Raw genomic sequence first — 13,790 nt, 5'->3', positions numbered from 1 at the left:
CGAAAGGCTGGATGCATGGAATGTGTGAAAGTCTGCTTGCCGGGGCGAACACCGACCAATATTGTTTGGGTCACCAGCCATACCCAGGAGGTATCATGGAACTGCGCCACCTTCGCTACTTCCGGGTCGTCGCCGAGGAGCTGAACCTGACCCGAGCGGCCCGCCGCCTGCACATGTCACAGCCGCCATTAACAAGGCAAATCAATCAGTTGGAAGAGGAAGTGGGGGCCAGACTGTTCTCCCGCAGCACGCGCGGCATGGCCCTGACCCCGGCCGGACAGTTCTTCCTTGAGCATACCCTGCAGATACTGGAAAAACTCGACACGGCGGTGACCGGCACCCGGCGCCTCGCCCGCCACCACCGCGAGCTCTTCGGCATCGGCTTCGTGCCCTCGGTGTTCTATGGCCAGCTCCCCCTGCTGGTCCGGCAATTACGACAAAAGGATGACATCGAGTTGACACTGGCCGAGCTGACCACCGTGCAGCAGGTCCAGGCGCTCAAGGCGGGCCGCATCGACATCGGCTTCGGCCGCCTGCGCATCGACGACCCGGAGGTGGTCCAGCAGGTGCTCTTCGACGAGCCGATGATCGTCGCCATGCCCACCGGGCATCCGCTGGAGGGCACACGCCCGACCCTCGCCGAACTGGCCGAGTATCCGCACGTGCTGTTCCCCGCCGCCCCTCGCCCCAGCCTGGCCGACATCGTGCTGGGCATGTACCGCCGCCGCGGCCTGAAGATCGAGGTCGTGCAGGAGGCCAACGAGCTGCAGACCACGCTGGGCCTGATCGCCTCGGGCTTCGGCATCACCCTGGTGCCCGAGCAGGTGCGCCGCCTCCAGCGCGACGGAGTCACCTATACCGACCTGGCAGACAGGCACATCACCATCCCCATCCTCTGCAGTCGGCGCCGCAACGAGGCGCCCGGCCCGATCATGCAGGAGGCCAACGCGATTCTCGAGGTGATGGTGGAAAACCGCCGCAGCGGACGTTACCCGTGAGCGTCCCCGGCGTTCCGGAGCGCATCACAGGTTATGGGGCTTCCCGGAATCCGTGACTACGCTGGGCGGGAGTTCGCTGCTCCCGTCCCCGGGAGCCAGCGCGTTCCCAGGCAAGGACAGCAAGGGAGGAAGATGCCCCATGGATTGGCTCGAGGACGTCATCCACTACCTGACGGCTCAAGGCCTGCAGATCACCACTGCGGAGTCCTGCACCGCCGGGCTGGTCGTTTCCGAACTGGTCAGCGTTCCGGGCAGCGGCCAGGCGATCGACTGCGGCCTGGCGGTCTATTCCCCCGAGGCGAAGAACCGCTATCTCGGCGTGCCCTACGAAGCGATGTCGCGGGACGGCCTCACCAGCGAGGCCACCTCGCGGGCGATGGCGCTGGGTGCCCTCAACAACAGCGCCGCCAACCTGGCGATCGCCAATACCGGCATCGCCGGCCCCAAACCGGGAGATGACGGCACCCCGGTGGGCACCGTCTGTCTGGCCTGGGCGTTCCGCCACGAGGGCCGGGTCTATGTGACCAGCGAGACGCAACGCCTCGCCGGCAAGCGCAACGAAGTCCGCCTGACCGCGGCACATCAGAGCCTGTCGCGCATTCCGGACCTGCATCGCCGGGTCTGCGACGGCACTATCTCGCCGCTTTGAGTAAGCCGCCAGTCAGCCCACTCCGCCGGGTGGCTTTCGCCACCACGGCCGTGCAAACGCCAAGGAGGTCAGAATGAGCACGGAGTCCCTCTCGAACGAGCAGCGCGCGATCGCCGACGCCCTGGGGGTCGACACCCGCCGCGGCGCCGAGGAGCAGGTCGAGCACCGGCTGCGCTTTCTGGCGCAGGCAATGCGCGACAGCGGCCAGCACGCCCTGGTACTGGGGATCAGCGGCGGCATCGACTCCACCGTGGCCGGGCGCCTGTCGCAACGCGCCGTCGAAGCGGTCCGCGGCACGCTGCCCGACGCTCGCTTCTGGGCATTGCGCCTGCCCTACGGCACCCAGCAGGATGACGACGAGGCTTCCCGGGCGCTGGATTTCATCGCTCCCGACGAGATCCTGACGATCGACATCAAGCCGGCCAGCGACGCCATGCTCGACGCCCTCGAACAGGGCGGGCTGCGCTTTCGCGACGACGCCCACCGCGACTTCGTGATGGGCAACATCAAGGCGCGCCAGCGGATGATCGCCCAGTATGCGGTGGCGGGCACCCACGGCGGTCTGGTGGTCGGCACCGACCAGGCCGCCGAGGCGGTGATGGGCTTCTTCACCAAGTTCGGCGACGGCGCCTGTGATGTGACCCCGCTGGCCGGGCTGACCAAGCATCAGGTGCGGGAGATGGCCAGCCACCTGGGCGTCCCCCAGCGGCTGGTCGACAAGGTCCCCACGGCGGATCTCGAGTCGCTGCGTCCCCAGCGCAGCGACGAGGACGCACTGGGCGTCAGCTATGCCGCCATCGATCGCTTCCTGACGGGGGAGCCGGTCGAGCCGCAGGACGCCCGCATCATCATCGATGCCTACCGCAGGACCGAGCACAAGCGCCGACTGCCCAAAGCGCCCGAGTGAACGCCCGGCGGGGCGCCGTGTCGCCCCGCCGGCCTCGCTCCTGCGTTCCGCGGGATCGTCTCCGCCCGCGCCGCCGGTTCAGGGCAGCACCGGCAACGCCAGATGCCAGCGGATGGCGGCCAGCCGCAGCGTCAGCGTGATGCCGAGGCACGCCAGCATGGCCGCCCCGACGGGCAGCGCCAGCCTGAACAGCACCACATAGGCGGTGGCCCCGGCCATCGAGGCCGTGGCGTAGATTTCCTGACGCAGCACCAGCGGCACGCGGCGGGCCAGCACGTCGCGCAGGATGCCGCCGGCCACCCCGGTCAGCATGCCCATCAGCACGGCCACGCTGCCGCCATGCCCCAGCACCAGGGCCTTGTGGGTGCCGATCGCCGTGAACAGCGCCAGGCCGAAGGCATCGAGCACCGGCAGGACGGCCTGGGAGAGCCGATGGACGTGGCGCAGGCCGATCAGCGACAGCGTCACGGTGGCGGCGATCACCCACAGATAGCTGGGGGCGGTGACCCAGAACACCGGCCGCACGCCGAGCAGCAGGTCGCGCAGCGTGCCGCCGCCGATGCCGGTCACCGCCGCCAGTACCAGCATGCCGAACGGGTCCATGCGGGTGCGGCTGGCGAGGATCACCCCCGACAGCGCGAACACCGCCACCCCGGCCAGATCCAGCCAGTAGATCCAGTGGCCCATGCTCACCGCCCCGTCGATGCCGGTTCCGCCATCAGGAGGACGCCCCCTGCCCCAGCCAGGCCAGTGCCCCGCTCGCCAGGGCTTCGATGCCGGTGCGCAGGGTCACGGGGTTGCCCGGGAAGTAGTAGGGCGAGTGCGGCATCTCCAGGTGGCGCATCTTCTCCGCCACGCTCTGGCCCGGCGTGGCCTGCCAGCGCTCCTCGGGGGTGGCGCCGATGAACCAGTAGACGTAGGGAATGTCCTCGCCGCCGAAGCCGCCCGCCGCGGCCGTGCCGAAGTAGGGGAAGTCCTCGCTGCCGTTCAGGCGCGGCATGGCGAACACCTGGGCCTCGCCGAACTGCGCGGCATGGGCCCGCTGCAGTCGCGCCACGCCGTCAGGATCGTTGTGCAGGGCGAGGGTCTCCGAGATCACCCGGAACTCCGGTTCCCTGGGCGAGCGGCCCGCCTCGCACTCGGCGTGGATGATGCGCCGGATCGACGCCAGCACCTGCTGGTGCAGGGTATCGTCGAAGCCGCGGACGTTGATCTCCAGCTCGGCGCTGTGCGGGATGATGTTGCCCTGGGTGCCGGCCTGCAGCTTGCCCACCGTCACCACCACGGTCTGCTCCGGCGGCACCTCGCGGGAGACGATGGTCTGCAGCCGCGTGACCACATGCGCGGCGATCACCACCGGATCGACGGTCTGCGCCGGCATCGAGCCGTGGCCGCCGGCGCCGTGGATGGTCACCCCCAGGGTGGTGGCGGCGGCCATGGCGCTGTCGGCGATATGCCCCACCGTGCCGGCCAGGGCCGGCATGTTGTGCTGACCGAGCACGATGTCGGGCCGCGCGAAGCGCTCGTAGAGGCCGTCGTCGAGCATCGCCTGGGCGCCGCCGAAGACCTCCTCGGCGGGCTGGCAGACCAGCATCAGGGTGCCCCGCCACTGCTCGCGAAGTTCCGCCAGCACCGTCGCGGCACCCACCAGGCAGCTGCTGTGCAGGTCGTGGCCGCAGGCATGCATCACCGGCACCTGCTTGCCCTCGGGCGTCTCGGCACGTTCGTGGCTGGCGAAGTCGAGCCCGGTCTGCTCGGCGATGGGCAGGGCGTCCATGTCGCCGCGCAGCATCACCGTGGGGCCGTCACCGTTGCGCAGCAGGGCCACCACACCGGTGCCCCCGACCCCGCGGGTCACCTCATAGCCCAGGGCCTCCAGCGCCTCGGCGAGGCGGGCGCTGGTTTTGTGCTCCTGGAACGGCAGCTCGGGGTGCTCGTGAATCCAGCGATAGAGGGCCTGGACCGTCTCGAGGGCGGCGTCCGTCCGGCGGCCGATCGCGTCCCTCAGGTCGGAAGAATGCGCTTGTGTCGTCATCGGAAGACTCCTGAATCGGTTAGTGATGCCGGCCCGCCAGGGAAGGCCCCCGGGCGGCTGGCTGCATGAAGGCCTGACAGGCGATGACCACGAGGACGTTGAGCAGGATCGCCCAGACCCCGGCGTGCCAGCCCAGCGGCGAGGACCAGACGAAGTCCATCAGCAGGTAGGCCACGCTGCCGACCAGGGCACCCAGCATCACGCTGGCGCGACGCAGGCGCGGCAGGAACAGCGCCCCGAGCACCATGGGGAACAGCTGCACGATCAGGCCGTAGGCGGTGAGCAGGATCATCACCAGCGAGCCGGGGTTGAGCAGCGCCAGCCCATAGGCGGCCAGCGACAGGCCCAGCACGCTCCAGCGCGTCGCACCGACCGTGGCCTTCTCGCTGGCGCCCTTCATCACGGTGGGCGTGAGGACATCGCGCACCAGCACGATGGCCGCGGTGTGGGCCAGGTTGGCGCCGGTGGACATCGCCGCCGCCAGGGCGCCGGAGAGCATCAGCCCGATCACCCAGGGCGAGAAGTTGGCCACGTCCAGCACCATCTTCAGCAGCACGGTGTCGGGGCGCGCCAGCGGCGCGTCGGCGAAGGTCAGGATGCCGGCGAAACCGATCAGCAGCAGCGGCACCAGCAGGTAGGCATAGAGCGGGTAGAAGACGCTCACCTTGCGCAGGGTGCGGCCGCTGTCCGCCGAGTAGAACTTCATGAACAGGTGCGGCCACATGGCCCCGCCGAAGGCGCTGACCAGCACCGCGGTACTGAAGTAGCCCCAGCTCATGTCGGTGGCGCCCGGCATGGTCAGGTATTCGGGCGCGGTCTGCTGGATCTGCGCGAACATCTCGCCGACCCCGCCGTAGAGACGATCCGAGACCGCCAGCCCCAGGAACCAGGCGATGAAGATCATCATGATGCCCTGCACCAGGTTGGTCCAGCCGATGCCGCTCAGGCCGCTGCAGAACACGTAGGCCGCCACCACCACGAAGGCCAGCAGGCCGCCCAGCCAGAACGGCACCAGGCCGTCGGTGGCCGCCTGGAACAACAGGCCGGCCCCGGCGATCTGGATGGTCAGGTAGGGCACCAGCGCCACCACGCCGATGACCCCGGCCAGCATGCCCAGCGGCTTGCTCCGGTAGTGATCGGCGATCATGTCGCCCTGGGTCAGGTAGCCCCGCTCGCGCCCCAGCCTGGCCACCCGCGGGCCCAGCACCCAGATGGTGATCGGCACCAGCGACAGATAGGCGAGGATATAGAAGGCCGGCGCCCCGCGCTGGTAGGCCCAGCCGGGCGTCCCCAGGAAGGCGAAGGCGGAGAAAATCTCCGCGCCGAGGATGAAGAACAGGATCATCACCCCGACATGGCGGCCGCCGGCGACATAGCCCTCCAGGCTGGAGTTCGACTGGCCGCGGGCGCGCAGGCCGACCACCAGCACCATCGCCAGGTAGGCGAGCGTGATGCCGACCACGATCATGGAATCACTCATGGCGGTCACCTCCATGACGGACGATGAAGGCCACCCACATGCCGGCGAACAGCACCAGCATCCACAGGATGTACCAGAAGAACAGGAAGGGAAGGCCGAGCACGGTGGGCTCGATGCGATTGGCGATCAGAGCGCCGGGCCAGATCATCGCCAGGGTACAGATGGCGAAGTGCAGCCCGACCAGACACTGGTAGGTCTTGGTCATGGTTGATGTCCCCCTCGCTCGCGGCGAGGTTGTTGTGGATTGTCACTCCACTATGGGCCTCCCTTCAGCATAGAAAAAATATTTATAATCGATCTCATCCATACCACTTCGGCATGGGAATCGACAGGGAGCCCTCCATGGAATTCCGGCAACTCCACTACTTCCTGGCCGTGGTCGAGGAAGGCTCGGTGTCGGCGGCCAGCCGCCGGGTCCACATCGCCCAGCCGGCGCTGACCCGCCAGATCCGGCTGCTCGAGGAGGACCTGGAAACCCGGCTGTTCGACCGTCACGCCCGCGGCATGCAGCTGACCGTGGCCGGCCGCACGCTGGTCGAGGAAGCCCGGGCACTGCTCGATCACCACGACCGCATCCGCTCCCGGCTCGCGGCGCTGGGCCAGGGGGTGATCGGCAAGGTCAGCCTGGGGGTGACGGTGACCCACCTGTGGGTGCCGCAGGTGGCGAGGCTGCTCGCCGGCTATCGCCAGCGCTATCCGAGCGTCGCCTTCGAGGTCTTCCCGCTGCTCTCCGGCCCCCAGCTCGACCGGCTGCGCGAGGACCAGCTCGACGCCGGCATCCTCTACCTCGACGGCGCCGAGCAGCCGGGCCTGGAAACGCGCCTGCTGCACCGCGACCACCTGATCCTCGCGGTGCCCGAAAACTCCTGCTGGGCGGGCTCACCGCCGGCGACACTCGCCGAGCTCCACGACGCCGACTTCGTCTGGGGCTTCCGCCGGGTATCGCCGGTCTACTACGACCGCATGCTCGACCACTTCCGGCGGCTCGACTTCCATCCCCGGGTGGTGCAGTACGGCGCCGACAACATCGCCATCCTCAGCCTGGTCGCCGCGGGGCTGGGCATCGCCGTGGTGCCCGCGGCCAGCAGTGCCCACCCGATGCCCGGCATCCGCTTCCTGCGCCTGCCCGAGCTCGACGCCTGCGACATGCCGCTGTGGTTCGCCTGGCGGACCGGCAACGACTCGCCGGCGCTGGCCAACCTGGTCGCGCTGGTGGAAGAGACGATGTGATGGCCCGTCACTACAGGATCACTAGGCAAGAGGCGCGGGAACCAGGAAGCTCGGCAAGCACACTCGCCAGCCACGCTCATCGCGCTCAGCCGCGCAACGATGGCATTGACAAGGCAGCCGACTCGGCGGGGTTCTTGTCCCTCCCCGGGGGAAGCCAATGAGTTGACGCCCAACGCGGCTCACCATCGGACACCGCCAGGACTCGCTCGCAGCTCATCCTGTATCATGTTGCGACATTTCTGCAGACGCCCGTGCCCCTATGTCTTTCAGCGATAGCATTGACACCCTCGTTCGCACCTTTCAACAACGCCGCCCCCTGCGTACTGGCTCCCTCATCATCACGCTATACGGCGACGCTATCGTCCCCCGTGGCGGCACGGCGTGGCTCGGCAGCCTGGCCAGCCTGCTCGAGCCGATGGGCATCAACGAACGCCTGGTGCGCACCTCGGTGTTCCGACTGACCAAGGAGTCCTGGCTGCAGGGCGAGAAGATCGGACGCCGCAGCTACTACAGCCTAAGCGGCCCCGGCCGTCGACGCTTCGAGCAGGCCTTCAAGCGCGTCTATCATGGTCAGCCGCCCGAGTGGCCCGGCAACTGGACGCTGGTGTTGTTGACCCAGCTCGAGGACAGTGCCCGCCAGCGCGTCAAAGAGGAACTGGAGTGGCAGGGCTTCGGCAGCCTGACCCCGGGGGTCATGGCACACCCCACCCTGGGCCGCCTCGATGCCCTGACCCTGCTGCAGGAGCTGGGGGCCGCCGAGGACACCGTCATTCTCTCCGAGGCGACGAGCGCCCCCATCGCCCCGCGCCCCCTGTGTCTACAGGTCCGTCAGAGCTGGCAGCTCGATGAGCTGGCCGCGCACTACCAGCGTTTCCTCGAACAGTTCCGCCCCCTGTGGACCCAGTTGCGTGATGACGACCACCTGAATGCGCAGGAGTGCTTCATCGCCCGGACCCTGCTGATCCATGAGTACCGCAAGGTACAGTTGCGCGATCCCCTGTTGCCCGACGCGCTGCTGCCCACCGCCTGGGAAGGCCATAATGCCCACCAGCTGTGTCGCAACATCTACCGGGCGATCTACCGTCGTGCAGAACGCTGGCTCGACCATCACCTGGAGACGGCGGAAGGCCCCCTGCCGGCCCCCGGCCCCAGCTTCTATCAGCGCTTCGGCGGCCTCGACTGACGCCCATGGCACCGCCCCGCCATGCAGAACGCGCCCCCTGCCAAGGCAGGAGGCGCACGATTCAGGCCCGTTCACGGTGCTCCTCAGCGGTGCCGGAACACCGGCTTGCGCTTCTCGGCGAAGGCGGCCATGCCCTCGCGACGGTCCGCGAAGTCGAAGGTGCCCTGGAAGGCCCGGCGCTCGAACAGCAGACCGGCCTGCAGGCCGGTCTCGAAGGCCTGGTTGACCGACTCGCGGATCTGCATCACCACCGGACGCGAGTGGGCGGCGATGCTCGCGGCCAGCGCCCTTGCCTCCTCCAGCAGCGCTTCCACCGGCACCACGCGGCAGACCAGGCCGGCACGCTCGGCTTCCTCGGCATCCATCGTCCGCCCGGAGAGGCACAGCTCCATGGCCTTGGCCTTGCCGATGGCCCGCACCAGGCGCTGGGTGCCGCCGGCGCCGGGCATGGTGCCGATCTTCACCTCCGGTTGGCCGAACTTCGCCGTCTCGCTGGCCAGGATGATGTCGCAGGCCATGGCCATCTCGCAGCCGCCGCCCAGGGCATAGCCCGATACCGCGGCGATCAGCGGCTTGCGGCAGCGCGCCAGGCGCTCCCAGCCCTGACCGTGGGCGAAGGGAAAGTCCTCGACAAACAGGCCGGCGTGCTCGCGCTCCAGCATCTCGCCGATATCGGCCCCGGCGGCAAACACCTTCTCGCCTCCGGTGACCACGATGGCACCGATGGCGTCATCGGCCTCCAGCGCCTCCAGCGCCTGGCCCAGCTCGGCGATCAGGCCATTGCACAGAGCGTTGTAGGCCTCGGGACGATGGAGGCGAATAATGCCCACCGCGTCCTCACGGGACAACTCGATAAACTCATGCTGCATGACTCGACTCCTCATTCTGCCCTATCCAGCGCGGCCTTGGTCGACTGCGACTTGGGAGCGGTCTGGCCAGCCGCGAGCGACGGGCGATCGACCTCACGCTCGGCCAGCGGCTGACACTCTTCCATGTGCTCGCGGCAGCGTGTCACCAGGCGCTGATACTCCCGGGTGCCCTGCTGCTTCCAGGCCACTTCCTCATCGCTCAGCTCACGCTTGACCTGGGCCGGCGAACCCAGCACCAGGGACTGCGGCGGGCATTCGAAGCCGGCCTTGACGAAGGCCGCGGCGGCGACGATGGAGCGCTCGCCGATCACCGCGCCATCCATCACCACCGCGTTCATGCCGACCATGGCATCGCACCCGATCACACAGCCGTGCAGCACCGCGCCGTGGCCGATATGGCCGTCCCGTTCCACTCGGGTGATGCAGCCGGGGAAGCCATGCATCACGCAGGTGTCCTGCAGATTGGCACCCTCCTCGAGCACCAGCCGGCCGAAGTCGCCGCGCATCACCGCGTTGGGCCCCACGTAGCAGCGCGGACCGACGATGACATCCCCGATCAGCACGGCGGTGGGATGCACATAGGCCGAGGGGTCCACCACCGGTATCACCCCTTCCAGTCGATAGCAGGGCATACAGCGCCTCCATGTCGAACTTGTCAGATACCCAGCGAGACAGGCGCCGGGGACAAGATGAAGCGAGGGTCTTTTGCCAGGGACGGCAAAAGTAGCGCCCACGGATGGGTTTACAGCGCCCTCGCGCAAGCTTGTCGCCGGGAAAGCTCATCTCCTGTGCCACGTCGTGAGAGAAGCCCTTAGCTCGCCTGTCCATGACGACGGCTCTGCACCACCACGAAGCGGCGGGCGACGAAGGCCTGGTCGCACAGCGCGGCCGTGGCCGCCGGGTTGCCGCCGGTGGCATGGAAGTCGCTGTAGGCCGCCGACTGGTTGACGAACACGCCCCCATCCAGGTTGAGCGACAGCGGCGTGGCGATGTCCATGGCCAGCTCCTCGAACTGCGCGGCCACGACCTCGTCGGTGGTGTAGGCCCCCAGGGTGATGGCTCCCTCCTCGGCGATCACTTCCCGGGCCAGCGCGATGCTGTGCCGAGTGTCGTCGGTGGCGACGATGAAACTGATCGGGCCGAAGCGCTCCTCGCTGTAGGCCGCCTTCTGGTCGGCGTCCACTTTGAGCAGCAGCGGTGTGTGGACGCGGGCCCGGGGGAACTGCGGGTGCTCGCGGGCCTCGCTGTCCAGCAGCACCTCACCGAGTGCGCGGCACTGCGCGATACGCTCCACTGTGGCCAGCGACTGGATGGCGCCGAGCACCGCACAGGCGCGGTCGTTGTCGGCGAGGAACTTCTCCACCGCCCTGGCCAGGGCCCCGGCCACCTCGTCGAAGCTCAGACGGCCGTCGGCTGTCTCGATCCCGCCCCTGGGCACGTAGATCGCCTGGGTGGTGGTGCACATCTGCCCGGCGTAGAGGCTCAGGGTGAAGGCCAGGTTCTGGGCCACCGGCTTGAGGCTGTCGACGCTGTCGATGATCACGCTGTTGATGCCGGCCTTCTCGGTGAACACCTGGGCCTGGGTGGCGTTGCACTCCAGCCACTCGCCGAAGGCGCTGGAGCCGGTGAAATCGATCAGCCTGACCGCCGGATCGAGGGCCAGGGTCTTGGCGACCGGCGCCTCCGGGGTATCCGGTACCAGACTCACCAGACAGGGATCGAAGCCGGCCTCCTCCAGCACCTCCTGGGCCACCCGAGCGGTCATGGCCACCGGCAGGATGGCTCCCGGGTGCGGCTTGAGGATCACCGGGTTGCCGGTGGCCAGGCTGGCGAACAGACCCGGGTAGGTGTTCCAGGTGGGGAAGGTGGAACAGGCCACCACCAGGGAGAGGCCCCGCGGCACGATGTGGTAACGCTTGTCCAGCACCAGCGGGTCATGCTTGCCCTGAGGCTTGACCCATTGGGCGCTGGCCGGCACCCGGGACATCGCCTGCCAGGCGTAGGCCACAGCCTCGAGACCACGATCCTGGGCATGGGGGCCGCCGGCCTGAAAGGCCATCATCGGCGCCTGGCCGCTGGTGTGCATCACCGCCTGGGCGATCTCCGGGCTCATGGCGTTGAGGCGCGCCAGGATCTCCAGGCACACCCCCACCCGCGCTTCGGCCCCGGCATCGCGCCAGGCCGGCATCGCCGCCTGCATGGTCTCGATCAGCGCCGCGGGTTCCGGCTGGTCATAGGTGATGCCCAGCTCGAAGCCGTAGGGCGAGACCTCGGCGCCGACCTGGCCGGCCACTGCCGTGGCCTTGCGCAGGGCGAAGGGCTGGCGCAGCAGGGCCTCGAAACGCTGCGGTGCGGCCTTCACGGCGTCTTCCGGGTACTGCTTGAGGCTCTCCGGATAGGGCGTCCAGTACTCTCGGGAATCGATGGCGGCAACCGCCTTCTCGAGAGTCTCGCGATGACGATTGAAGAATGACTGGGCGTTCTGGGGCATGGGTCGGCTCCTGTGTCGACTCTTGATACATCGATTCCCCAAAGGCTAACCACGAGGTAACGACACATCAAAACATTTTTTTGCTTGTTAATGTATCTTTTTTGGCGAAATGCAGTAATTAATTGATTTATATATAAAATTTGCCAATTTTTTGCTAATGGCATTATACCTACGACCATGGTCTAGGCATCGGAAATGCCATTTGAATTGTTATTCAAATGATTGATTTTAAATAGATTTTTATAAACAACCTCCGAAAGGGATACATATAATACGCTTGATATTATTGCCCCGTATCAAGAAAAACATATACTCGTTGTCATCCATTTCCTGCCATCCAGGTATCACGTTTCATGACGATACAGACGCGAGGCACCATGCTGGATCACCTGCTCATCACCGGCCCCGACAAGGGGGTGCTGCAGATTGCCCTGAATCGCCCCGAGGCGCTGAACGCTCTCAATACCCGGCTGCTGGAGGAACTGGCCGGCGTCCTGGTGGCGGCCGAGGACGAGGCCGAGGTCCGCGCCGTGGTGATCACCGGCAACCGCCGCGCCTTCGCCGCCGGCGCCGACATCAAGGAGATGGCCGAGCGGGATCTGGTGGGCATGCTTGATGACCCTCGTCAGCGCCACTGGGCCACCCTCGCGCGGTTCACCAAACCGATCATCGCCGCCGTCAACGGTTTCGCGCTGGGCGGCGGCTGCGAGCTGGCCCTGCAGGCCGACATCATCGTCGCCGGCGAGGACGCCCGCTTCGGCCAGCCGGAGATCAACCTGGGCATCATGCCCGGCGCCGGTGGCACCCAGCGCCTGGTACGGGCCGTCGGTCAGAGCTTGGCCACGCAGATGGTGCTGACCGGCGAGCCGATCGATGCCCGTCGCGCCCAGGCCGCCGGCCTGGTCATCGAGATCACCCAGCCCGAACTGACCCTCGAGCGGGCCACCGCCATCGCCGAGACGATCGCCGCCAAGGCGCCGCTGGCGGTGCGCCTGGCCCGCGAGACCCTGCGCAAGGCCCAGGACACCGACCTGGCCACCGGCCTGCGCTACGAACGCCATGCCTTCACGGTGCTGGCCGGCACCGCCGACCGCGAAGAAGGCCTGAGCGCCTTCCAGGAAAAACGCCCCGCCCACTTCAGAGGATGCTGATCGCCATGACTGACCAGACCGTGCTCCTGAGCATCGAGGACGGCGTCGCCCGGATCACCCTGAACCGTCCCGACAGCCTCAACAGCTTCACCCTCGCCATGCACGAACAGATGCGCCAGGCCCTCAAGACCGTGCGCCAGGATCCCGGCGTGCGGGCCCTGCTGCTCACCGGCAGCGGCCGAGGCTTCTGTGCCGGCCAGGACCTGTCGGATCGCAGCGTCGCGCCGGGGGCCGAGGCGCCGGACCTGGGGGAGTCGCTGGAGCGGCACTACAACCCGCTGCTGCGCAGCCTGCGCAACCTCACCATCCCCACAGTCTGCGCGGTCAACGGCGTGGCCGCCGGCGCCGGCGCCAACCTGCCGCTGGTCTGCGACTTCGTGCTGGCGGCGCGCTCGGCCAAGTTCATCCAGGCCTTCTGCAGGATCGGCCTGATTCCCGATTCCGGCGGTACCTGGAGCCTGCCGCAGCTGGTGGGCATGGCCCGCGCCAAGGGCCTGGCGATGCTGGGCGAACCGCTCGGCGCCGAGCAGGCCGAGCAGTGGGGGCTGATCTGGCGCTGTGTCGATGACGCGGCCCTGCAGGACGAGGCGCTGATGCTGGCCCGTCACCTCGCCACCCAGCCGACCCGCGGCTTGGCACTGATCAAGCGTGCCCTGCACGCCAGCACCGACAACGGCTTCGACGCGCAGCTCGACCTGGAGCGCGACCTGCAGCGCCTGGCCGGTCGTACCATCGACTATCGCGAGGGCGTGAGCGCCTTCATGGAAAAACGCACCCCGCACTTCATGGGAGAGTGA

14 protein-coding genes are annotated in these 13,790 nt (G+C 67.8%); 7 read left to right on the top strand and 7 right to left on the bottom strand.

Features of this window, described 5'->3' with window-relative positions; all coding sequences use genetic code 11:
* Positions 1-95: 95 nt before the first annotated feature.
* From G7A98_RS14030 to nadE, 3 genes are all read left to right on the top strand, one after another.
* Positions 96-998 (top strand): LysR family transcriptional regulator, encoded by a 903-nt coding sequence (locus G7A98_RS14030; protein ID WP_163650306.1) that lies wholly within the window; start codon positions 96-98, stop codon positions 996-998.
* A gap of 139 nt (positions 999-1,137) precedes the next feature.
* Positions 1,138-1,647 (top strand): CinA family protein, encoded by a 510-nt coding sequence (locus G7A98_RS14025; RefSeq protein ID WP_163650305.1) that lies wholly within the window; start codon positions 1,138-1,140, stop codon positions 1,645-1,647.
* Positions 1,648-1,720: 73 nt separating this feature from the next.
* Positions 1,721-2,554 (top strand): ammonia-dependent NAD(+) synthetase, encoded by an 834-nt coding sequence (nadE, locus tag G7A98_RS14020; RefSeq protein WP_163650304.1) that lies wholly within the window; start codon positions 1,721-1,723, stop codon positions 2,552-2,554.
* Between the two features lie 78 nt (positions 2,555-2,632).
* Here the strand turns inward: nadE and G7A98_RS14015 are convergent, their stop codons facing one another.
* Genes G7A98_RS14015 through G7A98_RS14000 form a run of 4 tightly spaced genes read right to left on the bottom strand, consistent with a single transcriptional unit; the run spans position 2,633 to position 6,274 of the window.
* The gene (locus G7A98_RS14015) at positions 2,633-3,241 is read right to left on the bottom strand and encodes a trimeric intracellular cation channel family protein (protein WP_163650303.1); all 609 of its coding nucleotides are present in this window, start codon (positions 3,239-3,241) and stop codon (positions 2,633-2,635) included.
* A gap of 31 nt (positions 3,242-3,272) precedes the next feature.
* Positions 3,273-4,589: an amidohydrolase gene (locus G7A98_RS14010; protein WP_163650302.1), complete on the bottom strand. Its 1,317-nt coding sequence runs from the start codon at positions 4,587-4,589 to the stop codon at positions 3,273-3,275.
* A 19-nt stretch (positions 4,590-4,608) separates the two neighbouring features.
* Positions 4,609-6,069: a sodium:solute symporter family protein gene (locus G7A98_RS14005; RefSeq protein WP_163650301.1), complete on the bottom strand. Its 1,461-nt coding sequence runs from the start codon at positions 6,067-6,069 to the stop codon at positions 4,609-4,611.
* Entirely contained in the window at positions 6,062-6,274 is a 213-nt protein-coding gene (locus G7A98_RS14000) for a DUF3311 domain-containing protein (protein ID WP_163650300.1), read from the bottom strand. The genes G7A98_RS14005 and G7A98_RS14000 overlap by 8 nt, the downstream gene beginning before the upstream one ends.
* A gap of 137 nt (positions 6,275-6,411) precedes the next feature.
* Here G7A98_RS14000 and G7A98_RS13995 point away from each other — a divergent pair, with 137 nt between their 5' ends.
* Together G7A98_RS13995 and paaX are read left to right on the top strand one after the other, a co-directional pair.
* A complete protein-coding gene (locus G7A98_RS13995) occupies positions 6,412-7,299 on the top strand; it encodes a LysR family transcriptional regulator (protein WP_163650299.1) in 888 nt (295 codons plus the stop codon).
* Between the two features lie 259 nt (positions 7,300-7,558).
* Complete coding sequence (gene paaX / locus G7A98_RS13990; protein ID WP_163650298.1) at positions 7,559-8,482, top strand: phenylacetic acid degradation operon negative regulatory protein PaaX; 924 nt, start codon at positions 7,559-7,561, stop codon at positions 8,480-8,482.
* 83 nt (positions 8,483-8,565) lie between these two features.
* On the opposite strand, the gene G7A98_RS13985 is transcribed toward paaX, so the two are convergent.
* From G7A98_RS13985 to paaN, 3 genes are all read right to left on the bottom strand, one after another.
* Positions 8,566-9,351: an enoyl-CoA hydratase-related protein gene (locus G7A98_RS13985; RefSeq protein ID WP_163650297.1), complete on the bottom strand. Its 786-nt coding sequence runs from the start codon at positions 9,349-9,351 to the stop codon at positions 8,566-8,568.
* 11 nt (positions 9,352-9,362) lie between these two features.
* Positions 9,363-9,983, bottom strand: a complete 621-nt coding sequence (gene paaY / locus G7A98_RS13980) for a phenylacetic acid degradation protein PaaY (protein ID WP_163650296.1) — start codon at positions 9,981-9,983, stop codon at positions 9,363-9,365.
* A 179-nt stretch (positions 9,984-10,162) separates the two neighbouring features.
* On the bottom strand, positions 10,163-11,842 hold the full coding sequence (paaN, locus tag G7A98_RS13975) for a phenylacetic acid degradation protein PaaN (RefSeq protein WP_163650295.1): 1,680 nt from the start codon (positions 11,840-11,842) through the stop codon (positions 10,163-10,165).
* Positions 11,843-12,219: 377 nt separating this feature from the next.
* Between paaN and paaF the strand changes: the two genes are divergently transcribed.
* Both paaF and paaG read left to right on the top strand, forming a co-directional pair.
* Positions 12,220-12,993 (top strand): 2,3-dehydroadipyl-CoA hydratase PaaF, encoded by a 774-nt coding sequence (gene paaF / locus G7A98_RS13970; protein ID WP_163650344.1) that lies wholly within the window; start codon positions 12,220-12,222, stop codon positions 12,991-12,993.
* A gap of 5 nt (positions 12,994-12,998) precedes the next feature.
* Positions 12,999-13,790, top strand: a complete 792-nt coding sequence (paaG, locus tag G7A98_RS13965) for a 2-(1,2-epoxy-1,2-dihydrophenyl)acetyl-CoA isomerase PaaG (protein WP_163650294.1) — start codon at positions 12,999-13,001, stop codon at positions 13,788-13,790.

The organism is Modicisalibacter sp. 'Wilcox', from assembly GCF_010993675.1.
Taxonomy (GTDB): Bacteria; Pseudomonadota; Gammaproteobacteria; order Pseudomonadales; family Halomonadaceae; genus Modicisalibacter; species Modicisalibacter tunisiensis.
The sequence above is the reverse complement of the archived record's forward strand: the minus strand, read 5'-3'. Positions and strand labels throughout refer to the sequence as shown.